The sequence below is a fragment of the Rhizobium sp. P2_G2 genome, assembly GCF_056403555.1.
In genome coordinates, this window is sequence record NZ_JBFUFF010000103.1 from 1 (window position 1) to 22,941 (window position 22,941).

The following is a 22,941-nucleotide window of genomic DNA, read 5'->3' on the forward strand; positions in this document are numbered from 1 at the left end:
CATCTGTACCGTGGTTCGCCGGGTCGAAATCGACGATGCAGACATCGAGATCATCTTCCGTGTTCCGCCACTTGATGGCCCAGCCGGCCCAAAATCACCAAGCCAGGCGCCCAGTTCCACGCAACATTGTACAGCGGACCGTCGAAAGAACATTTGCTTGGCTCGGGCGTTGCCGCCGCCTCGCCAAGGATTGGGAAAAATCCATCGAAAGCTCAACAGCATGGGCGCAAATCGCTTCAATCCGAATGCTCACAAGGCGCATCGCAAGGTATTGGATCTACGAATGAACTTTTGAATCGGGCTCTCAGGGGTGAATGTTGACATTGCTGCGCTCGAGATAGGCCAGGATCTTGGCCTTCCAGTCGTCGATCATGGCGGGAAAACCCTCGACGAAAGCGGATATCGTTGCATTGCCGGCTTCGGACAGAGCGGTCAAGGTATAGCTCACCTTGACTTCGGTCTCATCCTCGGACACGGCCCGGCATCTGACCTCGACGAACACCGAACGGGAGCCCGGCGTCACCCGGCTATAGCGGACGGAGTGCGCAACCATGTCGAAATCGATCATGGTCCAGTATGTAACCTCATCGCCATGGCCGGTGGTAAACACCATGCCAATCAGTGTCTCGCCATTGGCCGGATAAAAATAATGCGGGTTCCAGTCGGCAATCCAAAGGCGCTCTCCCTCGGGCGTGAACAGCGGGAAAGCCTGATCGGCGGAGAGCGGCAAGGTGATTGCGTGGTCAACACTGGCATGCGCTGCAGAAAACATCCTGATGTCCTCCTCAATAGTGATGCATTGTCCGCCACTCGGCACCGCTTGCTTATCGATCCCGTAGACGGTGGCTGTCTTCCGCGGTGAGATCGAGTCCATAGATTTCCTTAAGCCGCGCAATGACATCCAAAGTTTCCGCCGAGAATGCCATCCGCCCCTCGAAGGCATGCAGAACAATGCCCTCCATGAGGTCACTCAGCGTCATGTCCTTGTGCTCGGCAAGCGCCTTCATCACCTTGACGAGCCGCTTTTCCAGCCGCACGCCGGTTTGAATGCGCTCGACGGCTCTCGGTTCATTTTCTGGCATGGCGGCACTCTGTCATATCTTGGTACATTGGTACATTGGTACATTGGTACAAGTATCAAGAAACTTCGCCAGCGCAAACTGAAAGTCGCTACTGTCCCGGCATCGCGACAGTGAATTTCCTCAATTTACGCGATCGAAAGAGCTGTGCCCCATTTTGACAAGGTATTCCGTTGGGCCGACTCCGGATCTCCCGACGGGTCGCCAACGCAAATCTTTTGTCATATGCAATCAGGGTTGTTCGGCATGCTTCGCCTTCTGCAAGGTCTCGCCTTCATCTGTCTTGTCATGTTCGCGCTGCCGGCGCACGCGCTCGATTGTTCAAGCGCCGCGGAAACAAAAGATCGTCTCGTGGCCGCCATTTGTAGCGATCCGCAGTTGAAGCAAGCGGACCAGGAAATGAACCGCGCCTATGACAGCCTTTACCGCGGACGAGACAAAAAGCAGCAGCGTGCCATCAAGACGTTGCAGAAATCATGGCTATCGACGAGGGGAAATTGCGAAACAGCGGATGTGCAGTGCCTGCTGGTGATGATCCGCAGCCGCACCGATTTCCTCAGAAGTGCCGATGGCATAGGTCCCATGAGCCAGGGAAAACTGGTCTTCAAACGCTACTATGTTCCATTCGGAACGGATGCCGGTGTGACCGATATCACGCTCTTTGAGTTCGAAGATCCCGATACCGTCGGCAAAAAAGCATTCAATGCCGCCGTGGAGAAAACCTGGCAAGAATATGCCGGTGATCGCCGCACTGGCAACGCGCCGTCTGCCAAGGACGACAACAGCGCCAGTGCCGATTATTACGATTGCAGTCGCTGTGCCGTGGAAAAGGCCATGGAACAGCCCTTTCAAACGAAGAACTTCATCTCCGCGCCGCTTCACGACCAATCCAGCTCAGGCATTCATGACTTCGACTCCACCTCTTACATCAATCAGTATCTGGACAAGGGCCAAAAACTCACCCTTGGCGATTTGCTTAGGGAGGAAGACGTGCCGGTTCTTGCCAAGCAATGCCATGATCGGATCATGGCCGACCTGGGAGACCAATCGTCGCTGCCGGCGGCCATGGTAGACGATAGCGGGGCGGACTTTGGGCCATCCAGCGAATTCATCGGTTACTTCCGCGATCCGGCCAACTGGGAATTCGATGGAAAATCCATCACCTTCTCTCTGCCGTTCAACAACGACGCGACGAGCTGCACCCTGCCCTATGAGGCAATAAGGCTCCATCTGGCCGAGGGCGCGGCGCTTCCGAGTGCCGTGGACCAAAAGGTCAAGTAAAGAGCAATCAACCGCTTGCTCCGACATATCCGCCTTCGCAGGCAGCGAAAACCCGCCCGGATCGATTCCGGGCGGGTCCGTTTCGAGCGGCGTTTTCCAGATCAGCTGTCGCGCAGCCGAACCAGGTCGTTCATCAGACCGCCGGTTCCGTTATGGATCGTCAGGCGCTCCACCTTGCCGGCGATCGATTCCAGCGCCTCCAACTCCTTGAGACGCAGCATGATCGGGTTCTCGGCCATGACCTTGGCGGTGTTGAGCAGCGAGCGCGTGGCGTTGGTTTCCTCGCGCCGGCGGATCACGTTCGCCTCAGCCTGCTTTTCGGCAGCGACGACCTGGTTGAGGATGTCGCGCATCTCACCCGGCAGGATCACGTCCTTGAGCTCGATGGTCGACACGTCCAGGCCGATCCGAGCCATTTCCTCGCGGATCTGGCCGGCAACTTCGGTCGTGACCGCCGCCTTGCGCTCGAGGATCTGGTCCAGCGTCAACGTCCCGAGCATTGCGCGGAAGGCATGCTGCAGCGCCCGGTAAAGCACATCTGCATAGTCCTTCACCTCGGTGACGGCCTTGACCGGATCGGTGACCCGGTATTCGGCCGTCAGGTTGACGCGGATCGTCACCTTGTCGCGAGTCAAGAGTTCCTGGCCCGTGACATCGAGCGGCTGGCGCTTGAGCTCGATGGCCTTGACCGTCACCATCTTACCGATACTCCAGAAGCCGTGCAGACCGGGCTGCAACATGCCATGGAAGACACCGTCGATATGGACGAGACCAACTTGACCATCCTGTACCGTGATCGGCATCAAAAGCTCGGTCCGTTTGGCGCGGGCAAGACGACGCACGATCGCCGGATCGACCGCAAGATCGGCAGCGATATCGAACGTCGTCATGGCCCAGGGACCGGTCTCGGTCCAGACCGCCAGCTTCTGGTTCGGCGCCAGCGTCACAAAGACGACGCCATCCCGCTCGATCAGGCCGACTTCATCGGCTTCGGTCCGGAAGACGGTGAGATAGCGCTCGGCCACCTCCGGCAAACGGTCGAACAACGGCTTCTCGTAGACCGAATTGAAGATCGGCGCGCCAATATCGAAGCGCACGATCTCCAGATCCCGCTCCTTCGCCATGATCACATGCTCGCCCGGACCATAAAGGCCCATGAGCTTGCCCTTTTCGAGCACGATGAGGCGTTCGGTTTCTTTGGCGCGGACGCGCGTGCGTCCGAGTATCTTTTCGAGAATGGTCATTGTTCTTCACTCCTGCCGGTCTACGTCACGTCCCGGACTTCCTTTCTATTCGTTCGTTGATGGTGATCCGGGGACCGGTGGCATGCGGCGTCACGAAACGGTCGGGAGCGGAGCGGAAGGCAGCCAAGCGAGCCAAGGGAACGTATTCCCTTAGCCGGCTAAGTCGCGTTCCGCCCATCACCGCCATTCGGCAATGGCGCACGGCGTCAGGCTTACCACTGGGCCGCATCTCTCGATACAGCCAGCTTCCAACCGTCGACATTCCGGTCCCCGGACCGTATTGGACAACACCTTGGCGAGGTGAGCTGATTTTCAGTCAGCGTTGGAGAAGGAGTCGAACCTTCGACAGTCGGGGTATGAGTCCGATGCTCTATCCACTGAGCTATCCATGGTGCAGACAACCGGATTCGAACCGGCGACCTCCGGTATTCCTACCGGTGCTCTACCACTGAGCTATATCCGACTAGCCCCTTCCTCCGGAGAAGCATCCGCATACAGCACGGCAAGGCCGCCTGCACGGGTGGACGGGGAACGCCAACCGCTGATACCGCTCCAGCTTTCGGCCGGGAGGGCGCGTATAGAGCGAACTGGTTTCGCAGACAAGACGGAAAATGTCGTTTTGTAAAACTGCCGGGTGAGCTGTCTCCGAAATGCGCCAATCTGATCAAACGATCATGCGACATTCATTTCGCGCCGGCTTCGATTCACTGCATTTTAACAGGAAGCATTCTTTAGTTGCTGGGTGCCCACCCAACTCGCAATTGTCTGTGCCCTTTTGGCCATCAACGCGTTCACATTGTTCGCGTTCTGGTCCGACAAGGTTTCTGCGCGCAATGGCGAGAGGCGCACCCCGGAAAGCACCCTGCTTCTGCTTGCCTTCCTGGGAGGAAGTGCAGGCGCAATCCTCGGTCAGCAAGCCTTTCGCCACAAGACGAGGAAAGAACCGTTCCGCTCGCGGCTACGCGCGATCATCGGCCTCCATATGGGCCTTTGCCTGATGGCGGCAGGCTACTTTCTGGCAATGACACTCTCACGATGAGCGCTCGCCTGACGCTGAGCGCCCAGCAAACTCTGTCACCACCACTTTTCCGGCGAGAACCGGCCCGCAGCCTGTTCGATGACGTGGGCGGTACGAAACAGCATTTCCTCGTCGAAAGGCTTGCCGATCAGTTGCAGGCCAAGCGGCAGCCCCTTCTGGTCGAGCCCGGCGGGAACGGCAATGCCCGGCAGGCCGGCCATGTTGACCGTCACCGTGAACACGTCGTTGAGGTACATCTTCACCGGATCATTGGCCATATCCTGGTCGGCGATGCCGAAGGCAGACGATGGCGTGGCGGGCGTCAGGATCGCGTCGACGCCGGCATTGAAGACGAGTTCGAAGTCGCGCTTGATCAGGTTGCGGACTTTCTGGGCGCGAATGTAATAGGCGTCGTAATAGCCGGCCGAGAGCACATAGGTGCCAATCATGATGCGGCGCTTGACCTCCTGGCCGAAGCCGGCGGCGCGCGATTTCTCATACATGTCGTTGATATCCTTGCCCTCGACGCGCAGGCCGTAACGGACGCCGTCATAGCGGGCAAGGTTGGACGAGGCTTCCGCCGGGGCAACGATATAGTAAGCCGGCAAAGCATATTTAGTGTGCGGCAGCGAAATGTTGACGATTTCGGCGCCCGCATCCCTAAGCCAGGCAATGCCCTGCTGCCAGATATCCTCGATCTCGGACGGCATGCCGTCAATCCGATATTCGTTGGGAATGCCGATCCGCTTGCCCTTGATCGACTGGCCGATGGCAGATTCGTAATCCGGCACCGGGATATCGACGGATGTCGTGTCCTTGGCGTCGACGCTGGCCATGGATTTCAGCAGGATCGCTGCATCGCGCACGTCGCGCGCAATCGGTCCGGCCTGGTCGAGCGACGAGGCGAAGGCGACGATGCCCCAGCGCGAGCATCTGCCATAGGTGGGCTTGATGCCGACCGTGCCGGTGAACGCAGCCGGCTGGCGGATCGAGCCACCGGTGTCGGTTGCGGTCGCACCGGCGCACAGGAAAGACGAAACCGCAGCAGCGGAGCCGCCCGACGATCCGCCGGGCACCAGATCGGCATTCGAGCCCTTGGCGCGCCAGGGGTTTTTCACCGCACCGTAATAGGAACTCTCGTTGGACGAGCCCATGGCGAACTCGTCCATGTTGAGCTTGCCCAGCATCACCGCGCCGTCATCGAAAAGATTCTGGCTGACGGTCGACTCATATTCCGGCTTGAAGCCGTCGAGCACATGGCTGCAGGCTTGGGTATGCACGCCCTTGGTGGCGAACAGGTCCTTGATCCCGAGCGGAATGCCTTCCAGCGCACCGGGCTTGCCCGCAGCGATGCGGGCGTCGGAGAATTTCGCCTGCGCACGGGCAAGATCCGGCGTCACCTTTACATAGGCGTTCAGCTTGTCATTGGCCGCCTCGATCGCATTGAGATAGGCATCCGTCAGTTCGACAGCGGTGATCTCCTTCGCAAGAAGCTTCTCGCGGGCGTCGGCAATGGTCAGGCGGGTCAGATCGGTCATCGGATACTCGTCTCAGGCGGAAAGCTGCTTGTGATAGAAAACGGAAAATTGCGTGTCGGGATAATCGAGTACCGGCCCACAGCGGGTAAAGCCGGCCTTCTCGTAGATTGCCCAGGCTGCATGATGCTGGTCGCCGGTCTCGATCACCAGTTCCTCGAGCCCATCGGAGATCGCTGCACTGAGGATCTCACCCAGCACGCGCCGGCCAATACCCTGCCCCTGCCATTCAGGCCGCGTATACATGCGCTTGACTTCGCCGATGCGCTTGTCATGGCGCTTCAGCGCCCCGCAGGCCACCGGCCTGCCACTGTCGCGCGCGATCCAGACGGTGACATCGGGCTCGGCCATCTGTTCGACCGTCAAGTGATAGGAATGTTCCGGCGGCGTGAGCGTCAATAGGTGCGCATTGAGCTCCGCGACCAGTTCGCGGACCTCATCCTGCAGCGGGCTCTCCGTCGTCAGCGTGATGGCCAATGGCGCTTACTCCACGACCTTGGGCACCTGGAAGAAATTCTTGTCGGTGACCGGCGCGTTGGCGACGATACGATCGGCGATGTCGCCGTCGGTGACGGCGTCCGCACGCTTCTTCATCGCCATCGGCGTCACAGACGTCATCGGCTCGACGCCATCAACATCGACCTCGGAAAGCTGCTCGACGAAACCGAGGATACCGTTGAGCTCGCCCATCATCTTCTGGGCTTCCTCTTCGGTCAAAGCCAGGCGGGCCAGCTTCGCCACCCGCTTCACGGTCGTCACATCAACCGACATGTCCCACTCCAGTCACATTCGTCCCCGCACGCTATAAAGGCGCACGGGGATGGGTGCAACGGGTTTTTGGGTGTTCTGTCGCCGCAGCCTCAAACGGCCACGGTATCGCCAACGGCCGGCGCCTCGACCTTGGTCTTCGAACCATCCATGCCCGATACAAACTTTTCCGGCGTCGGGTCGATAATGCCGAAAGTGCCGTAATGGCAGGGAATGGCGGTCTTGAAATCGAAGAAACGCTGGCAGGCCAGTGCCGCCACCGCACCACCCATGGTGAAGCGATCACCGACCGGCACGATGCCGATGTCCGGCTGGTGCAGCTCGTTGATCAAGGCCATATCCGAGAAGATGTCGGTGTCGCCCATGTGCAACAGCGTCGGCTCGTCGTCGAAATGCAGCACCAGGCCGTTCGGGTTGCCCAGCGCGTGGGAAACGCCATCTTCAGTCAGATGAGCGGCTGAATGAAGCGCATTGGTGAAGGTCACCGAGAAACCACCGGTATGGATCGTGCCACCGGTATTGCCGGGGTTAATCTTCTTGACGCCGCGATGTGCCAACCAGGCTCCGAGATCCGGGTTTGTGACCACCTCGGCATCGAGTTCACCTGCCAGTGCGATCGCATCGCCGACATGGTCCATGTGGCCATGGGTCAACAGGATATGCGTGACACCCTTGACCGCATCCTTGAGGTCCAGCCCCTGGAAGGACGGATTATGGGTCAGGAAGGGATCGATCAGGATCGTCTGTTTTGCGGTTTCGACGCGGAACGCGGAATGACCAAGCCAGCGAAGTTTCATCGCTATTCTCCAATGTTTTTATACAATTGGCGATCAGTAGCGCGAAGCTCCAATGTTTCCAAGACAGCGTGAAGCGTTTAAGGACAAGTTCACGGAAAGTTGCCCAGAGGAGCCGCAATGACCATCCTTGCCATCGAAGACCTGGCGCATCATCTCGCTGCCGGCGATCTTATCGCCGGCCTCGATCTCGGCACGACCACGATCGGCCTGGCACTTTCCGACAAGGGGCATCGTTTCGCCACCCCGAGGCCGGTCATCAACCGCAAGAAGTTCTCGATCGACGCGGATGTCCTGCTGGCCTTCGCTAAAAAGGAAGAGGTCAAGGCCTTCGTCATCGGCCTGCCGATCAACATGGATGGCAGCCAGGGGCCGCGGGCACAGGCGACGCGCGCTTTCGTGCGCAATATGTCGGAGAAGACCGCGATCCCCTTCACTTTCTGGGACGAGCGGCTGTCGACTATCGCGGCCGAGCGAGCCCTGATCGAGATGGATGTTTCGCGAAAAAAGCGCGAGGAGCGGATCGACTCCGCCGCTGCCGCCTTCATCCTTCAGGGGGCGCTCGACAGGCTTTTGTCGATATCGAGGGATGCTTCCGGCGGCTTGGAGGACTGACGCTTCTCCCACCACGCCGCGATCTGCCGGCGGCGGCGGAACGCCAGGATGGAGAACAAGACCAGAGAGTCGACGATGACTGCCTTCAGCACCAGCGGCGGAATGCTTTTCGGCGGCAGGCCGAGAATGTGGCCATAGACTTCGAAGACGAGGTCGTGCATCCGCCGTGACAGAAGGAGGGTGCCGAAATTGATGTCGTAATAGGAGAGCGAATACCAGCTTCCCAGGAGCACCAGCGGCATTGCCCAGAAAAACAGCACCCATTTCATCCCGGGTATCCCTTAAACTGGCGGGCGCCGTCCGGTCTTTGCCGGCTCGGCAGGCCACGTCTCCATTCTCGTATCCCTTCGGCCCATCACAGGCCGCAGTCATTTCAGCATTGGCGCTCAGCGCGCGAGCCAGCTCATGACAATTCTGTCGAGCAAGCCAAGCACCGCAAAGCCTGTCACCGGCACCGTCAGATCCTTGGCAATAAACGAAATCGCCAGGCCCAGCAGCGCCGTGGCCGAGACATTCCAAATTCCGATCCGCATCACGCAAAACCCTGTCAGCCGATCGATGCGAGTGTCACAGGTTAAGATGATGCGCGCAACGTAAACCATTTGTTAAGGTTAACGTCGATCAAGGCTGAGAAAGCGAGGGAGGATCAGCTTTACGGATAGACGCCGCGAACCAGGCGGCGAACAGCTTGCGCCACCTTCTCCCAGTCCTTGGCGGTCTTGAGCTCTATGCCGGCAAAGCGCCCCGCCGCCTCGCCTGCAAGCACGATATGCTGCACCGAGCCGATCAGCATCGCATTGAGCGTCACCGGATCTATCCCTTTGGGCGGTTGCATCTTGCCGCCAACCCTGTCGATCCAGAGCGCCAGTGCCTTGCCGCGCGCCTCTGCCAGGCGCTTCACCTGCGGCGAATTTTCGGAGATCTCCCAGGCGATTATCTTCTTCATCAGCGGATCGTCGCGCAGGGCTTCCATGAACAGCAGCAGCAGCCGCTCGACCAGGTCGCCGTATGTCAGCAGGAAACCGCCGCCGCCATTCTCCGGCATCCGCTGCTCAACCCAGCCGGCCAGCTCCGCGCCGATCGCATCGACCAGACCGTCCATGCCGCCGAAATAGCGGTAGATCAATTGCTTGTCGCAGCCGGCGCGGCGCGCCACGGCGTTGACGCCGAAATTCTGGAAACCGCTCTCGGCGAGCAGTTCGGAGGCAGCTCTCAATATCCGCGCAGTCGTGGCATTGCGGTCGCGCATCGGCGCTCCGCCGCCATCTTCCGGTTCCGCAGTTTGCGTGTCGATTGTGTCGAGCATTTTCCCGTCATCCGCTGATTCCGCTCCGGACGATAGAAACACAATGTCGTTGCCGCAATATCAGTGACGCAGCATGCTGGGGATAACATCACCGCTCGGTGACCCGATATGTGCCTCCCGACAGAAGGCTGCGCTTTTGGTCAGTGGCCTGATGCCGGATAGAGCAGTTCGACGATGAACTTCGAGTCGAAGCGTGAATCGAGCATGCCATAGGTCGAGCGCCAGCCGCCGGCGAGCCGGGTTTCGAGGAAGGCATCGGCCATCCGCCCTGCCCCCAGCCGCAGCAGTTCCGCCGAGCCGGCCGCCAGCGCCAGTTGCTCGACCAGGAAGCGGGCAGAGCCCTCGTCGCGCTCACAAAGTGCAACGGCGGCGCGCAGCACGTCGACCGTCTTCGAACCCGCCGGGCCGAGGTCGCGCTGCAGCATGCCGAAGAGAAGCTCGAACTGATCGCGATGGCGCACCAGCACACGCAGCACATCGAGCGCCATGACATTGCCGGAGCCTTCCCAGATGGCATTGACCGGCGCCTCGCGGTAATGCCGCGCGATCGGCCGCTCCTCGACATAACCGCTGCCGCCGAGGCATTCCATCGCCTCGTAGATCAGCGACGGCGCGAGCTTGCACACCCAATATTTGATCACCGGCGTCATGATCCGCTGATAGGCCGCCTCTTCYGGATTGGTAGCCGCATTGTCGAAGGCATGCGCCAGCCTGAAGCACAGCGCCGTTGCTGCCGAGGCGTCGAGCGCCATGTCGGCCACGACACGCGTCATGATCGGCTGGTCGATGAGATTCTTGCCGAACACCGAACGCTCGCGAATGTGATGGACCACCTCGGCCAGCGAGGCGCGCATGATGCCTGCCGAAGCGACGGCACAATCGAGCCGCGTCAGCGTCACCATGTCGAGGATGGTGCGGATGCCCTGATCCGGTTGCCCCAGCAGGAAGCCGTAGGTATCGGAGAATTCCACCTCGCTCGACGCATTCGAACGGTTGCCGATCTTGTCCTTCAGCCGCTGGAAACGCAGCCCGTTGCGATTGCCATCCTCGAGCAGTCGCGGCACGAGGAAACAGCCCATGCCTTCGCGCGTCTGCGCCAGCATGACGAAGGCGTCACTCATGGGCGCCGACATGAACCATTTGTGGCCCGACAGCCGATAGACCATGTCACCGAGCGGTTCGGCAACGGAGCGATTGGCCCGCACATCGGTGCCACCCTGCTTCTCCGTCATGCCCATGCCGATCGTCAGCCCGGTCTTCTCGTTGACCGGCTTGTTGGCAGAATCGTATTTGCGCGAGGTGATCTTGCCAAGCCAATTGCGCAGCACAGATTCATTGGCGCGCAGTGCAGCGACTGAGGCCGAGGTCATGGTCAACGGGCAGAGATGGCCGCATTCGAGCTGCGCAGTGAGGAAAAACCGAACCGCCCTTGCCTGGTGGGCAATGCCCTTCTCGTCCGGCTTGTTCTCCCAGATGGAGGAAGACAGGCCGTTGGCAATCGAGCGCCGCATCAAGGCATGGTAGGCCGGATGGTAGTCGACCACATCCAGCCGCTCGCCACGCGGTCCATGGGTCCTTAGCTGCGGCGTGCCTTGGTTCGCCATCCGAGCCAGTTCCTGCGCCTCGTGCGAGGTGACGTAACGCCCGATGGTCTCGAACTCTTCGCGCAAAGGGCGCGGCATGCCGGAGGAAATATCGACGAGCAGCGGATCTGATCGGAAAGCATTGATGCCGCTCCAAGGAGCTGGCTGGTTCAGTTCTTCTGGCGTGAGATCGAGATTCGCTGTGTTCATAGCGGTCATCTAAACCAATTTGTCGGGCAATGCATGCGGGGCGCGCGCCATGTTGCTTGAATCCCTGTTGAAAACAAGTGTGTGCGGTTGCTTTTCAATCCTGAGCAACAGCCATGAATTTGATGAAGCGCATTCCGCTGGGGATCGGCGCGGTTTGTCGCCGCACGGCCCTTGCTCCTCGAACGCTGCCCTCTTATAGAGCGCGAAAATCCTGAAAGGATTACCCTCATGGTCTTTTTTCCCCACCGCCACCTGCTCGGCATCAAGGGCCTGACCGAACAGGATATCGGCTATTTGCTCGACAAGGCCGACGAGGCGGTGAAAATCTCCCGGCAGCGGGAAAAGAAGACGTCGACATTGCGCGGCCTCACCCAGATCAACCTGTTCTTCGAAGCCTCGACCCGCACCCAAGCCTCCTTCGAACTCGCTGGCAAACGGCTCGGCGCCGATGTCATGAACATGTCGGTTGGCAATTCTTCGGTGAAGAAGGGCGAAACACTGATCGACACGGCGATGACGCTGAACGCCATGCGTCCGGACGTGCTGGTCATCCGCCATTCCGCCGCCGGCGCTGCGGCGCTTCTGTCGCAGAAAGTGTCCTGCTCGGTGATCAATGCCGGCGACGGTCAGCATGAGCATCCGACCCAGGCCCTGCTCGACGCGCTGACCATCCGCCGCGCCAAGGGCAAGCTGTCGCGCATCATCGTCGCCATCTGCGGCGACGTGCTGCATTCGCGCGTCGCCCGCTCGAACATGCTGCTGCTCGGTGCGATGGGCGCGCGCATCCGCGTCGTGGCGCCGGCGACGCTGCTGCCGGCTGGCATCGCCGATATGGGCGTCGAGGTCTATCATGACATGAAGGAAGGCCTGAAGGATGCCGACGTGGTGATGATGCTGCGCCTGCAGCGCGAGCGCATGTCGGGCGCCTTCGTGCCCTCGGTGCGCGAATATTTCCACTATTTCGGCCTCGATGCCGAGAAGCTGAAAGCCGCCAAGGAGGATGCGCTCGTCATGCATCCCGGCCCGATGAACCGCGGCGTGGAGATCGCCTCCGATATTGCCGACGGCCCGCAAAGCGTGATCGGCGAACAGGTCGAGATGGGGGTGGCCGTGCGCATGGCTGTCATGGAGGCCCTGCTGGTCAACGAGAATCTGGGAGAACGCGTATGAGCGCCGTCACCGTCCTCCAGAACGCCCGCATCGTCGACCCGTCGCGTAACCTCGACGAGACCGGCACGATCATCATACGCGATGGCAAGATCGAGGCTGCTGGCCGCGAGGCGTTGAACCAGGGCGTGCCCGGCGGTGCAGTCGTGCGCGATTGCAGCAATCTCCTCGCCGTCCCCGGCCTGATCGACGCCTCGGTCTTCACCGGCGAACCCGGCGGCGAGCACCGCGAAACCATCGCCTCGGCCGGCAAGGCCGCCGCGGCAGGTGGCATCACGTCCTTCATCATGATGCCCGATACAGACCCGGTGATCGACGATGTCGCCCTGGTCGAATTCGTCCGCAAGAATGCCCGCGACGCCTCCCCGGTCAACATCTATCCGGCCGCAGCCCTGACCAAGGGACTGGCCGGCGGAGAGATGACCGAGATCGGCCTGCTCAAGGAAGCTGGCGCCGTGGCCTTCACCAATGGCCGGGAGCATCTGCATGATACGCAGGTGCTGCGGCGTGCACTGACCTATGCACGCGAATTCGGCGCCGTGGTCGCGCTCGAAGCCCGCGATCAATATCTCAGTGCCGAAGGCGTGATGAACGAGGGCCTGCTCGCCTCCTGGCTCGGCCTCTCCGGAATCCCGCACGAGGCGGAACTGATCCCGCTGGAGCGCGACCTCCGCATCGCAGCCCTGACCCGGGGCCGCTATCACGCGGCTAAAATCTCCGTGCCGGAAAGCGTCGAGGCAATTGCAACAGCCAAGAAGCGCGGCGCCAAGGTCACGTCAGGCATTTCGATCAACAACCTGACGCTCAACGAAAACGACATCGGCGAATACCGCACCTTCTTCAAGCTCTACCCGCCGCTACGCGGCGAGGATGCACGCGTGAAAATGGTCGAGGCACTGAACAATGGCGAGATCGACATCATCGTCTCCGCGCACGACCCGCAGGATGTCGACACCAAGCGCCTGCCCTTCAGCGAAGCCGCCAACGGCGCCATCGGCCTCGAAACCATGCTGGCCGCAGCACTTCGCTTTTATCACGACGGCTCCGTCAACCTGATGCGGCTGATCCACGCCATGTCGACCAAGCCGGCGGAGATCTTCGGCCTGCCGGGCGGGACGCTGAAGCCGGGAACGCCTGCTGATATCACGCTGATCGATCTTGACGAGCCGTGGATCTGCATCAAGGATCACCTCGTCTCGCGCTCCAAGAACACGCCGTTCGAGAATGCCCGCTTTTCCGGGCGGGCGGTGGCGACTTATGTGGCTGGCAAGCCAGTTTTTGGCCGTGAATAATTTCCAAAAACCTCGAACAAGAGAAGAATTCATCGAGTTCTTGTCGAGCTTGAGGACAAGCCTCTCGAATGAGCCAGACGCTTGGGAGAATGCGAACCTCGAAGAATTCCTTGAGGCGATGCAGGCGTGGATTACAGACACGAGGCAATTCCCGCAGGGCGTCCGGTGGGACGTATTTTCCGAAATATTGAATGCATCGAGAATCTACGAATAGGTCAGTTCACCGTGTCCATCGATAATCCGGAAGTGATCGATATTGTCACAAAAGATCCCAGCGGAAGGTTTGCAATCCTGATACTCGTCGATGACCAGCCGTGGGATTCCGGAGATCACCTTGACAAGCTCGGGAAAAAGGTGGGTGCCTATCTGCACTTCATTGTTTCTGGCGAGTTTTTCAATCAGTATCCCCATCTGCATGGACGACAGCCAAAAATCCTGGTGGCCCACGCGCATGAACCAGATGCTGACGCCCGCAAATATTTGGCGCTCGTCGAAACCATTGTAGAGGGTCAGGGCTGTTCATTTCAGTGCGACGACATTAAGTCGGCATCCGAGCTACGGGAAAAAACCACTCCAAATTTACCTGATACCGGGAGGCCTTGGTGGAAGATCTTTTAACCTGGAACATTGCGGCCTTTCCCGCGATCATCTGCGCCGTGCTAGGCTACCTCTCGGGTTCGGTCCCCTATGGCCTGATTCTCACCCGGATGGCTGGCCTCGGCGACGTGCGCTCGATCGGTTCAGGCAATATCGGCGCCACCAATGTGCTGCGGACCGGCAACAAGGGCCTCGCGGCCGCCACGCTCATCCTCGATGCGGTCAAGGGAACGGTCCCTGCCCTGCTGGCGCTGCATTTCCTCGGCATCGAAGGCGGCGTCATCGCGGGATTCTTCGCCTTTCTCGGCCATATCTTCCCGGTCTGGCTCGGCTTCAAGGGTGGCAAGGGGGTGGCGACCTATATCGGCGTGACCTTCGGCCTCGACTGGCGCATGGGTGTGCTTTTCCTGCTAGTCTGGATTGCCACCGCCGCCATTAGCCGTTACTCGTCATTATCCGCCCTGGTTGCGACGATCGTGATCCCGATTGTGGAATGGGTCGTCGATGACCATAAGGTCGCGGTGCTTGCAGCCGTGATGTCCGTGATCGCCTGGATCAAGCATCGGGCAAACATTCAGAGGTTGCTCTCCGGCACCGAGAGCAAGATCGGCAACAAGGGGTAAGCAGGCAGAATGGCGAAGAGCGCAGGTTCGAAGGGCATTGCGCTTACCGATCGCCAGCGGCTCGCCTGGCTGCGCCTGATCCGCTCCGACAATGTCGGCCCTGCGACCTTTCGCGATCTCATCAATCAGTTCGGCACCGCCGAAGCCGCCTTGCAGAGGCTGCCGGAATTGTCTGTACGTGGCGGCGCCACCCGCAGCATTCGCATCGCGACCGTGGAAGAGGCCGAGACGGAACTTGATTTCGCTCGTCGCTTTGGTGCCTGTTTCGTCGGCATCGGCGAGCCGGATTATCCGCCGGCGCTCCGGCAGATCGAAGGCGCTCCGCCATTGCTTGCCGTAAAAGGCAAAGCCGGAGCGCTCCAGCGCCCGGCGGTCGGCATAGTCGGTGCCCGTAATTGCTCGGCCATCGGGGCCAAATTCGCCGGCATGCTGGCCCGCGATATCGGCAAGGCGGGCTACACCATCATTTCCGGCCTGGCGCGGGGCATCGATGCCGCCGCGCATCGAGCCAGCCTGGACACCGGAACGATTGCCGTCCTGGCCGGAGGCCTCGATCAGCTCTGGCAAACAGTAAACGAAACACCCTTGTGTTAGGTTTCGTTGAACTCGAAGGCAGGGGCAGCCATAGCTAATCCTGCATACTTACAGCCGCTCTTCCCAAAACGTAATCTTTTGAGGATCAGTCCTCTTACCCAATTTTCTTTGAGCCTCCGCCGCCTCAGGGTGCTCTCGAAAGATATCAATGATTAAATTGACTTCATCAAAAAGCTGCCTTACCTCAGTGGTGTAGTTCCATTTATGCGCGTCGGGATCGTACACTTCGAGTTCGACTGCCCGACTGATTTCATCTCTCTGCGAGTTGAGATCTGGAAGACTCGGCTTGCCAAAATGATCAAGGATCAAAAGCCTTGTTATGTCCTTGCCACCCAGCTCACGATGGAGTTTTTTTATCCGGTCGAGCCCGCTCTCAAGCTGTTCCTCCCAGGTCGAGTTGTCAAACTGGCGATCGATCACCGCGACGTCAATCGGGTCTTTTGCGTCTCGCAGCGCTGCGTTTAACTTCTCTAGTCGTACAAGCTCCTCTTCCGCTTCGTTGCGAGCTTCGATAGCTTGGTGCAGTTCGTCAATCAACTTTGCATGGACTGCTGCTTCTATTCTCTTAGGCGCGGCGATTTTATCCTTCAGGTCTTCCCAAGAACGCTGAAACTCACGCAGCGCTCGATTTATAACCCCAGTTGACGGTCTATCTGCATTCACACTTTCAGACAAATCCTCGAATGCTTGTGCGAGTCCGTCGCCATTGTCGATGCTAACCCCTACGATACCGAGTAGCGTTGCATCCATAACTTTAAAATCGTTTGGCGGAACAACTATCGGCAGCCTTTTCGTTTGGAGTGCCCACGCAGCGCCCAGCTCGGCAACGCAAAAGGTGCTGTCAAGATAAGCAGGCGTTATTAACGCAACTACCGCCCTCGCCTCCGTTACTCTCGACCGTATGACGTCAACGAAGTTGTCCCCCTTGGGAACCCCTTGTCCCTCCAAACTCGAACAGAAAATATCCGCCGATGTCAGTCCCAGGCATTTGGCAAGCAACGTTTCAAAGGCGCTAACAAGCTCTTTGTCCACAGCGGCATGGCTCAGGAATATTTGAGCAGCTTTCTTCGCACTCGACATTTTTTGAATCACTCCAGGCTCGGGTAAATGAGGTCCTGTGCCAGATAATGTCGCAATAATCTAGGTTGCGGTATGCGACCTACGCGCCAAAAATCGCGAATCCGTTCCGTTGTGACGGAAGGCGCCCACACTCAAGGTCTTTAATGTTCCGACTGACCAACAGAAAACTGCTGCACCTGCGATCCACCAACCGTAAAGAATGTGCGTGGCAATATAGGTTACCTTGAGCCGTAAAAGATTGTCGCCGTGAACACCGCAAGAATTGCAAGGGCGGAGAAGGTCATGGGTGCTCCCTTGGGTGGACAAAAAAGGTGGGAGGAAACTGGCACGCTCACGCGTCCCTGAGTATTCTGAAGACACTCGATCGGCTGACCCCCAGCGCCGCCACGATTGCGTCCACCGTCTTCCCTTCGGCCTTCAGCTTCAGCACGTCGCCCGTCCTGGCGCGTGCGGTTGGTGCCCTACCCTTATACTTCCCTTCGGCCTTCGCTTTGGCGATACCTTCGCGCTGCCTCTCCAGCATCATGTCCCGCTCGAACTCCGCGATGGAGCCCATTAGGTTCAACATGAGCTTGCCGGTGGGTGTCCCGGTGTCCAGGTTCAAGGCCAATATGCGAAGCTCAACACCTTTGGTCTTCAGCTTCCCCGTGATGTCAACGAGGTTGCCAATCGACCGCGCCAAACGGTCCAGCTTGGTAACTACCAGTGTGTCTCCCTCCCGCACATAGTCGAGCGCACGCTCTAACTCCTTCCGGCTGGTGTCGACCGATGACACTTGCTCTTGAAATATCTTCTCGCACCCTGCGGCCTTCAGGTCCCGCAATTGCGCCTCTAGTCCCGCCACTTGGTCAAGCGTTGATGTTCTCGCGTAACCTACGATGGTCGACGGCATTGTGGCCTCCTTAGTGTCACATGGGTCCTCAATGTTGTGATAGCATTAGTGTCAAAAGTCAACACCTATTCATGTGACACTAAAATGAGGCCCCTTCGAAAGGAGTCCACATGGGCAGGGTCTATTGGCACGTGAGGAACGGATGCGGCTTGGCATTCCCTTCCGCCGCCACCCTTGATAGTCTCACTCTCACGGGAGACCGAATGACAGACGAACAATACGACAAGCACAGGCGCGTTGCGCTCTACGTAGCAGAGAACATACCTCAGGAAGAAAAGTCGGCCGTGAAGGCTTGGCTGGCTAAGCTGTTAGAAATCAGAGAGGCGAACCTCCCCGCCCACTGGAAGGCAAAGGCTGCCATCGCGGCGACCATCGAAAGCAAAGTTGCACTCCCACTTATCAAGACAGTCGCTTCCCAAGCGAAGGCACTGGGATGGGACAATCGCACCCCGGCTCAACGCATCGGTCTTGCCGCCGCGGCTGTCGGTCTCGCCACGTTCAGCAGCACTGGTGCTGGCATTGCGGCCCTTGGAGGTGCCATCGGGTTACCCCTGTGGGTGGTCCTGGGTGCGGGGTCCATGTTCGCCAAGTACCTCTATGACGACCTGTCGCAATCGCTGGAAAGCGCCGCTCAGGAAACCGGCAATGAGGAAGACCAGGGGCCGGTGATCAACGTCACGCCCATCACGCGGGGTGACTGAGGGCGTCAGGGAATTCAGAAAGATGTCACAGGGGGATGCATTTTGCGCCACCCTGGGCACCCCCACCGGGGGGAGTTCAGCGAAAGACCTTACGATATGCGCTCACACAGTTTTCGCAAAAAAGCTCCGAAAATAATTTTGTGTGCTTCGATGACGAAGGTAATTTTGGTGAACCAATTGAAACTACAGGATGTTTTACGACCTAGATACATTCGATAGCGAAGTGTCTGTAAATGCTGAATGTTTTCGGATTTTCGCCCCTCTTGTCAACACGAATCTCTCGTGCCACCTAGGTCACCGCGAGTTGCACCGAACGGGCTGCAACCGGTTCAAGAGGAAATGCCATGCAGACTACATTGTTTTCAGTCATCTACTACGGCGCAAACAGCGCCCCACTTTTCTGGGACCATATCATGGCCGAATCCTACTTGGACGCGTGCAACAAAGCCCATGCCGCTCTTTCACCGGGGATCGAAGATTTTGACATCGCGGACCCTGAGGCAGACATAGAGGATGTAAGCCCCCGTCGGGTCCCAAATCGAGTGACGCACCTGAAGAGGCTTGTGAACATTGCGCAACGCAAGGCGCACCCCAAGACAAAAACTTCGGCACAAGAGGCGGTGGACGTCCCCGAGGCGGTACGGGCCTCCAGTGCGCCGAAGACTTTGCTCTTCGATTGCTTCGTTGATGACGAGGGTGACGCGGCGGCTTATCGCCTGTCCAGCAAGACGGCCTTCGTGTGCTCCCTGGACGACACACTATTGACCATCGTCGCCAAGGCGTTGCAGCACCGCTTGTCTCCCCGACACCGGCATCTAGTCGGCATTGATCTGAGCACCGGCAGTGTGGTCGTGAAGTTCGACCTTGGACCGAGCACGGCACCCACTGAGCGCCTTCAATAGCGCGCGGAAGGGGGCACCTCAGGAAATCCCTGGAGCGCCCCCTTGTCCGATTTATGCTAGAGTCACTTGAAGGAGCCGTAGCCCTTTATCCCCGATGTCGCGATCTCCGTGAAGGCCGCGAGCGGGTTGACAGCGTTCGCGCGTATATCGTTAGCCGCCTTAATGCTGGAGTCCTCCGCCGCCATCACATAGTTGCCTCGGGCGACTTCCTCACGGTCCTTGGCGTTCGCAATCGACAACGCTCCCTGGCGGCGCTGCTCGCTGACTTGCTCACCGAACGTAGTCCCTTGCATGTCCGCACCGGCCACACGGGCCTCAGCTACAGCGCGGTTACGCTCTTGAGCGGCCTTGTACTGCTCCTTGGACGATGCATCGCTTTCGATGAGGTATTCACGCGCTTGCGATGCGTGCTCAAGACGGGCCTGCTGTGTCGCAATCTCCGCATTGGTCTGTGCCGCTGCGGCTTGTCCCGCTACACTGGAGATACCCATGGCTAGCCCCAACATGCTCCCCGGATCAAGACACATGGTAACCCTCACGTGCGAAATAGAACGGCACGTAGTAGGCACCGGAGGGGCCCAGCGGAATCTCGGGCAGCATGGTTGCCCCCGCCCATTTCAGCCAACGATGGTGAAGGGTGTTGCTCGCGAGCGAGAAGTTACCCATGAGGAGCACCTCGGGGAACATTTCGAACCAACTGGCAATCATTGGCTTGGTCTGTGCCGCGATATCGCGGATATGGCGGGAAACCAGAGGGGTCCCTACAGCCCACACAGCGGCGAAGTTCTGGCGCACGGCAATCCCTCCAAGGATGACCGACTGGTCTCCCGATGTGGCGACATAGGAGACGGTGGACAATTCGACATTCTCCCGTAGCCGGGTGGCGATGGGAACGCGCCCAGCAGCCATGCTGATTTCATGGGCGTCTTCTTTGCGGAGGGCGGCGGCGATTGCGGAAAAGTCGAGGGCGCTTGTGGCGGGGCGCAGAGTAAGCGTCGGTTGGCTTTCAGACTTCACGCGGCACCCCTCGCGGCTTCCCCAGCGAGACTATCGGCCATCTCGTTGAACTCGTTTCCGCTATGACCGGGGACCCAACGCCAATCGAGATTGGGAAGGGTGGATGCGAGAGAGTCGAGGGTTTCCCAAAGGGGGCGGTTCTTGACCGGCTTCTTATCCGCGCCCCTCCACTTGTTCCTCTTCCAGGCCTTAACCCACGCGGTAATTCCCTTGACCACATAGTTGCTATCACTGCGAATCGCGGCAACGAGATCGGGGCGGCTCTGAAGAACGCGGAGGGCCTCAATAGCTGCGCTCAATTCGGCAACGTTGTTTGTTCCGGGACCAAGCGCGGCGGAAGCGGAATAGATCGCCTTGCCCTCATGGGTGACGACAAGCGCCCAAGCGGCGGGACCGGGATTGTCGAGACATGCGCCGTCCGTGAAGACGTCAATGGAGGCACCAAGGGGGAGATTTGCTATAGCGGAGACGTCGTTCAACATCAGCGGGTTTCCTTTTCGAATGGATCGGTGTTCTTTTGGGTGCCCGGGGCGGCATTTATCGCCATGGCGTGCTGGGAGGTATCTTCACCGCCCTCCTCCACGTCTTGGGCGTTTTGGGCGAGTTGGGCCACAATCGTCACATTGGATTGCGTCGGGCCGGAATACGGGCGGTGTTTGACTTCGCGGGGACCCTTGGAGACATCTTCTATGACGTCCACGGCAGACCAAGTGAGAAGCGTTCGGTCACGCTTGAAGACCGGCATCAGGTGGTCGTCTGAGAATGCCTTGCGGACGACGTGGACACGGGCCTGGGGATCGTAGCCAGCGGCGACTAGCTTGCGAGCGAGGATGGGAATGGGGCTTTTGGTCGTGGCTCTGTCCCGCTTGGCCGTCTGGTCGTCGGTGGTGCCGCTTTCCAGGTGGACGGCGATATAGGAGCCGACAAGTTCGATGGTGAGCACGGAGGGTGCGGTGATCAAGGCAGATACCTTGCTGCTGATCAGAAGAGCGTGAGCCGACGTGCGGACGCGCTAAGAGAGCGGAAGACCAAATGGTTTCCGTGGTGGCCTCCTGAAAGGCTCAAGGGGTGCGGATGGACGAAGAGACCAGCCGGGGGCGGAAGGGCTATGATGGGGCACCGGAGATAACATCACGTTACCCAGCGGGGAACCTCGGGAGCACATGAAGGGAACCGAGAGGGTAACAATAGGGTAATACCCCTTCTGGTCTAACCTCTAAGAAGGGAACCTGAGGTGCACCTTGAGTTAAACTATAAGATAAACTCTAAGACGCGTGTGCGTGTACGTATACGTGAGAGACGAAGATTTCTTTCGTGGCGGTGTTGAATTCCTGTCTTGGTGAGTGGGTCTTGTCGCGTGCCATCTTTTGCAGCCTGTCATCGTGGGCGTTTCGTGTGCAGTATGGCAACATATCTCCTCCCCCGCCCCTCCCGGCCATTCTATGTGCGGTATGACGACATATCTCCTCCCCCGGTCCTCCCGGCCTTCCTATGTGCGGTATGGGGGGAAAACTCACGCCGCGTGGTCCAGAGGTGCTCGCATGAGCAGTATGAGGGGTAAACTAGGGGGGACCGGGGCATGATATGTGCAGTATGGCAGGAGAACTAAAATTTACGTTAACCCTTTGTTTTATCTCCCAGTTCGTCCGCCCACGCCCGAGCCGCCTCGGCTGAGTTGCTGAAGTCAGGGAGTGCCCGCACGGGTGCGGACGCCTGTTCTTCCAGTTCCATCCATCGGTCGATGATGCGCGCCCGAAGCTCTACGTTGTAGCCGGAGACGAGGATCAGGGTCTCTCGCTTGGGGAGGAGGAAGCACGGATTGGTCTTACCGTTTGCCGCTACGTAGTTCCCAGCAAAACTGCTGGCTACCTCTCCGAGCCGGAGAGCATGTTCCGAATGTCGCGCATTACGTCCGCGTGGTTCTTCCCAGTCAATACCGCGATTTCCCGGCTGGACATGGTGATTTCCTTGGTGCTCGCGCGAGGGTGAACCTCAATCGATCTTGTCGCACGTGCCAATGAAGATGAATGGTGTGTCAGTGTTTTCTTTGTCGGGCTTTCCTGAGATATAGCCGCCTCGTCCATCTGATTGAAAGCGCAGTGTGTCGAAGTCGAACTGAAAGCGTGGTCCTCGCCCAAAACAAGTGAGAAATGATCCGAGCATGATTATTTCGTTGTCTGTTGTGTCCTTGCGGTCCCACTCTTCTTTGAACAAGTCTTGGCACTCTTGAGTATATTCCGCTCCTTTTTCTTTCACAGTCAAGGTTACTACAGGATATTCTCCGGGAACTTGTTCCAGTTCTGAATCCTTATTTCCAGGTTCAGCGTATCGCAGAATATTTCTTTTCACTTTTCGTCCCGTGTCGGACAACTTCACAATATAGCCCATTCCTTTGACTGCAAACGTTGTGCTGTCCCACGTCTTGGCTGCCTCGTTGTAGTAAAGTCCTGCGCCAGCACTTGGCGTGCAGAAATAGGTTCCTGGATATTTGCCGAAGTCCTCCGCTTGAGCATTCGTTGCCGCAAAGGCGAGTGCTGGGGCGATTAGCTTTATAATCCTCCTCATCTTGGTTGTGTCCTACGCCGTAGGTACGTCATAGATCATCAAGGTCATGGTGACGTCCTTATCTGGGTCGTTCTTGTT

At 58.7% G+C, this 22,941-nt stretch carries 28 protein-coding genes, 1 tRNA gene and 3 pseudogenes; 12 read left to right on the forward strand and 20 right to left on the reverse strand.

The annotated features are described in order from the left end of the window. Positions 1 to 140: 140 nt before the first annotated feature. A pseudogene (locus AC1D06_RS35580) lies at positions 141 to 287 on the forward strand (IS5/IS1182 family transposase); the annotation flags it as partial. A gap of 17 nt (positions 288 to 304) precedes the next feature. Here the strand turns inward: AC1D06_RS35580 and AC1D06_RS35585 are convergent. Then, a complete protein-coding gene (locus AC1D06_RS35585; protein WP_477990433.1) occupies positions 305 to 772 on the reverse strand; it encodes an SRPBCC family protein in 468 nt (155 codons plus the stop codon). A 52-nt stretch (positions 773 to 824) separates the two neighbouring features. Further along, positions 825 to 1,082 (reverse strand): hypothetical protein, encoded by a 258-nt coding sequence (locus AC1D06_RS35590; RefSeq protein ID WP_477990434.1) that lies wholly within the window; start codon positions 1,080 to 1,082, stop codon positions 825 to 827. Between the two features lie 243 nt (positions 1,083 to 1,325). On the opposite strand from AC1D06_RS35590, the gene AC1D06_RS35595 reads away from it, so the two are divergent. Beyond that, the gene (locus AC1D06_RS35595) at positions 1,326 to 2,360 is read left to right on the forward strand and encodes a lysozyme inhibitor LprI family protein (protein WP_477990435.1); all 1,035 of its coding nucleotides are present in this window, start codon (positions 1,326 to 1,328) and stop codon (positions 2,358 to 2,360) included. 101 nt (positions 2,361 to 2,461) lie between these two features. Here AC1D06_RS35595 and AC1D06_RS35600 read toward each other — a convergent pair whose 3' ends face one another. After that, complete coding sequence (locus AC1D06_RS35600; protein WP_477880934.1) at positions 2,462 to 3,604, reverse strand: slipin family protein; 1,143 nt, start codon at positions 3,602 to 3,604, stop codon at positions 2,462 to 2,464. Positions 3,605 to 3,927: 323 nt separating this feature from the next. Then, positions 3,928 to 3,992 (reverse strand) — tRNA-Met (locus AC1D06_RS35605). A gap of 387 nt (positions 3,993 to 4,379) precedes the next feature. Between AC1D06_RS35605 and AC1D06_RS35610 the strand changes: the two genes are divergently transcribed. Then, on the forward strand, positions 4,380 to 4,643 hold the full coding sequence (locus AC1D06_RS35610; protein ID WP_477990436.1) for a DUF1294 domain-containing protein: 264 nt from the start codon (positions 4,380 to 4,382) through the stop codon (positions 4,641 to 4,643). Between the two features lie 35 nt (positions 4,644 to 4,678). Here the strand turns inward: AC1D06_RS35610 and gatA are convergent, their stop codons facing one another. The 4 genes from gatA to AC1D06_RS35630 form a co-directional block, all read right to left on the reverse strand. Beyond that, positions 4,679 to 6,160 carry an Asp-tRNA(Asn)/Glu-tRNA(Gln) amidotransferase subunit GatA gene (gatA, locus tag AC1D06_RS35615; protein WP_477990437.1) on the reverse strand — a complete coding sequence of 494 codons (1,482 nt, stop codon included), beginning with the start codon at positions 6,158 to 6,160 and terminating at the stop codon, positions 4,679 to 4,681. 12 nt (positions 6,161 to 6,172) lie between these two features. After that, the gene (locus AC1D06_RS35620; protein ID WP_477880940.1) at positions 6,173 to 6,634 is read right to left on the reverse strand and encodes a GNAT family N-acetyltransferase; all 462 of its coding nucleotides are present in this window, start codon (positions 6,632 to 6,634) and stop codon (positions 6,173 to 6,175) included. Between the two features lie 6 nt (positions 6,635 to 6,640). Further along, positions 6,641 to 6,928, reverse strand: coding sequence for an Asp-tRNA(Asn)/Glu-tRNA(Gln) amidotransferase subunit GatC (gene gatC, locus AC1D06_RS35625; RefSeq protein ID WP_477880942.1), 288 nt, complete (start codon positions 6,926 to 6,928; stop codon positions 6,641 to 6,643). Between the two features lie 89 nt (positions 6,929 to 7,017). Beyond that, entirely contained in the window at positions 7,018 to 7,722 is a 705-nt protein-coding gene (locus AC1D06_RS35630; protein WP_477990438.1) for a metal-dependent hydrolase, read from the reverse strand. A 117-nt stretch (positions 7,723 to 7,839) separates the two neighbouring features. Here AC1D06_RS35630 and ruvX point away from each other — a divergent pair, with 117 nt between their 5' ends. Further along, positions 7,840 to 8,334, forward strand: coding sequence for a Holliday junction resolvase RuvX (ruvX, locus tag AC1D06_RS35635; RefSeq protein WP_477990439.1), 495 nt, complete (start codon positions 7,840 to 7,842; stop codon positions 8,332 to 8,334). Here the strand turns inward: ruvX and AC1D06_RS35640 are convergent. The 4 genes from AC1D06_RS35640 to AC1D06_RS35655 form a co-directional block, all read right to left on the reverse strand. Beyond that, positions 8,271 to 8,603, reverse strand: coding sequence for a DUF6105 family protein (locus tag AC1D06_RS35640; RefSeq protein WP_477990440.1), 333 nt, complete (start codon positions 8,601 to 8,603; stop codon positions 8,271 to 8,273). The two genes, ruvX and AC1D06_RS35640, sit on opposite strands and share 64 nt — an antisense overlap. A 117-nt stretch (positions 8,604 to 8,720) precedes the next feature. Next, on the reverse strand, positions 8,721 to 8,867 hold the full coding sequence (locus AC1D06_RS35645) for a hypothetical protein (protein WP_477990441.1): 147 nt from the start codon (positions 8,865 to 8,867) through the stop codon (positions 8,721 to 8,723). 119 nt (positions 8,868 to 8,986) lie between these two features. Then, positions 8,987 to 9,640 (reverse strand): TetR/AcrR family transcriptional regulator, encoded by a 654-nt coding sequence (locus AC1D06_RS35650; protein WP_477990442.1) that lies wholly within the window; start codon positions 9,638 to 9,640, stop codon positions 8,987 to 8,989. Between the two features lie 140 nt (positions 9,641 to 9,780). Beyond that, complete coding sequence (locus AC1D06_RS35655) at positions 9,781 to 11,433, reverse strand: acyl-CoA dehydrogenase family protein (RefSeq protein WP_477990443.1); 1,653 nt, start codon at positions 11,431 to 11,433, stop codon at positions 9,781 to 9,783. A gap of 228 nt (positions 11,434 to 11,661) precedes the next feature. Between AC1D06_RS35655 and AC1D06_RS35660 the strand changes: the two genes are divergently transcribed. The 6 genes and pseudogenes from AC1D06_RS35660 to AC1D06_RS35685 form a co-directional block, all read left to right on the forward strand. Then, positions 11,662 to 12,603: an aspartate carbamoyltransferase catalytic subunit gene (locus AC1D06_RS35660; protein WP_477880954.1), complete on the forward strand. Its 942-nt coding sequence runs from the start codon at positions 11,662 to 11,664 to the stop codon at positions 12,601 to 12,603. Continuing rightward, positions 12,600 to 13,892, forward strand: coding sequence for a dihydroorotase (locus tag AC1D06_RS35665; RefSeq protein ID WP_477990444.1), 1,293 nt, complete (start codon positions 12,600 to 12,602; stop codon positions 13,890 to 13,892). Before AC1D06_RS35660 ends, AC1D06_RS35665 begins: the two co-directional genes overlap by 4 nt. Further along, on the forward strand, positions 13,858 to 14,106 hold the full coding sequence (locus AC1D06_RS35670; protein WP_477990445.1) for a DUF7660 family protein: 249 nt from the start codon (positions 13,858 to 13,860) through the stop codon (positions 14,104 to 14,106). The genes AC1D06_RS35665 and AC1D06_RS35670 overlap by 35 nt, the downstream gene beginning before the upstream one ends. After that, entirely contained in the window at positions 14,019 to 14,510 is a 492-nt protein-coding gene (locus AC1D06_RS35675; RefSeq protein ID WP_477990446.1) for a DUF6572 domain-containing protein, read from the forward strand. Before AC1D06_RS35670 ends, AC1D06_RS35675 begins: the two co-directional genes overlap by 88 nt. Continuing rightward, positions 14,492 to 15,112, forward strand: a complete 621-nt coding sequence (gene plsY / locus AC1D06_RS35680) for a glycerol-3-phosphate 1-O-acyltransferase PlsY (RefSeq protein WP_477990447.1) — start codon at positions 14,492 to 14,494, stop codon at positions 15,110 to 15,112. Before AC1D06_RS35675 ends, plsY begins: the two co-directional genes overlap by 19 nt. Before the next feature lie 9 nt (positions 15,113 to 15,121). Continuing rightward, positions 15,122 to 15,688: pseudogene (locus AC1D06_RS35685) on the forward strand (DNA-processing protein DprA); the annotation flags it as partial. 66 nt (positions 15,689 to 15,754) lie between these two features. Here the strand turns inward: AC1D06_RS35685 and AC1D06_RS35690 are convergent. Together AC1D06_RS35690 and AC1D06_RS35695 are read right to left on the reverse strand one after the other, a co-directional pair. Then, positions 15,755 to 16,786, reverse strand: coding sequence for a toll/interleukin-1 receptor domain-containing protein (locus AC1D06_RS35690; protein ID WP_477990448.1), 1,032 nt, complete (start codon positions 16,784 to 16,786; stop codon positions 15,755 to 15,757). 331 nt (positions 16,787 to 17,117) lie between these two features. After that, positions 17,118 to 17,678 (reverse strand): recombinase family protein, encoded by a 561-nt coding sequence (locus tag AC1D06_RS35695; RefSeq protein ID WP_477990449.1) that lies wholly within the window; start codon positions 17,676 to 17,678, stop codon positions 17,118 to 17,120. Positions 17,679 to 17,881: 203 nt separating this feature from the next. Between AC1D06_RS35695 and AC1D06_RS35700 the strand changes: the two genes are divergently transcribed. Together AC1D06_RS35700 and AC1D06_RS35705 are read left to right on the forward strand one after the other, a co-directional pair. Further along, positions 17,882 to 18,379, forward strand: coding sequence for a hypothetical protein (locus tag AC1D06_RS35700; RefSeq protein ID WP_477990450.1), 498 nt, complete (start codon positions 17,882 to 17,884; stop codon positions 18,377 to 18,379). Positions 18,380 to 18,723: 344 nt separating this feature from the next. After that, the gene (locus AC1D06_RS35705; RefSeq protein ID WP_477990451.1) at positions 18,724 to 19,281 is read left to right on the forward strand and encodes a hypothetical protein; all 558 of its coding nucleotides are present in this window, start codon (positions 18,724 to 18,726) and stop codon (positions 19,279 to 19,281) included. A gap of 62 nt (positions 19,282 to 19,343) precedes the next feature. On the opposite strand, the gene AC1D06_RS35710 is transcribed toward AC1D06_RS35705, so the two are convergent. The 6 genes and pseudogenes from AC1D06_RS35710 to AC1D06_RS35735 form a co-directional block, all read right to left on the reverse strand. Next, positions 19,344 to 19,772 (reverse strand): hypothetical protein, encoded by a 429-nt coding sequence (locus AC1D06_RS35710; protein WP_477990452.1) that lies wholly within the window; start codon positions 19,770 to 19,772, stop codon positions 19,344 to 19,346. Positions 19,773 to 19,797: 25 nt separating this feature from the next. Next, complete coding sequence (locus AC1D06_RS35715; protein WP_477990453.1) at positions 19,798 to 20,298, reverse strand: hypothetical protein; 501 nt, start codon at positions 20,296 to 20,298, stop codon at positions 19,798 to 19,800. Further along, positions 20,295 to 20,780, reverse strand: a complete 486-nt coding sequence (locus AC1D06_RS35720; protein ID WP_477990454.1) for a ribonuclease H family protein — start codon at positions 20,778 to 20,780, stop codon at positions 20,295 to 20,297. The genes AC1D06_RS35715 and AC1D06_RS35720 overlap by 4 nt, the downstream gene beginning before the upstream one ends. Next, positions 20,780 to 21,259, reverse strand: coding sequence for a hypothetical protein (locus AC1D06_RS35725; RefSeq protein WP_477990455.1), 480 nt, complete (start codon positions 21,257 to 21,259; stop codon positions 20,780 to 20,782). Before AC1D06_RS35725 ends, AC1D06_RS35720 begins: the two co-directional genes overlap by 1 nt. Positions 21,260 to 21,999: 740 nt before the next feature. After that, positions 22,000 to 22,256: pseudogene (locus AC1D06_RS35730) on the reverse strand (Rha family transcriptional regulator); the annotation flags it as partial. A gap of 34 nt (positions 22,257 to 22,290) precedes the next feature. Next, complete coding sequence (locus AC1D06_RS35735) at positions 22,291 to 22,863, reverse strand: hypothetical protein (protein ID WP_477990456.1); 573 nt, start codon at positions 22,861 to 22,863, stop codon at positions 22,291 to 22,293. Positions 22,864 to 22,941 lie beyond the last annotated feature (78 nt).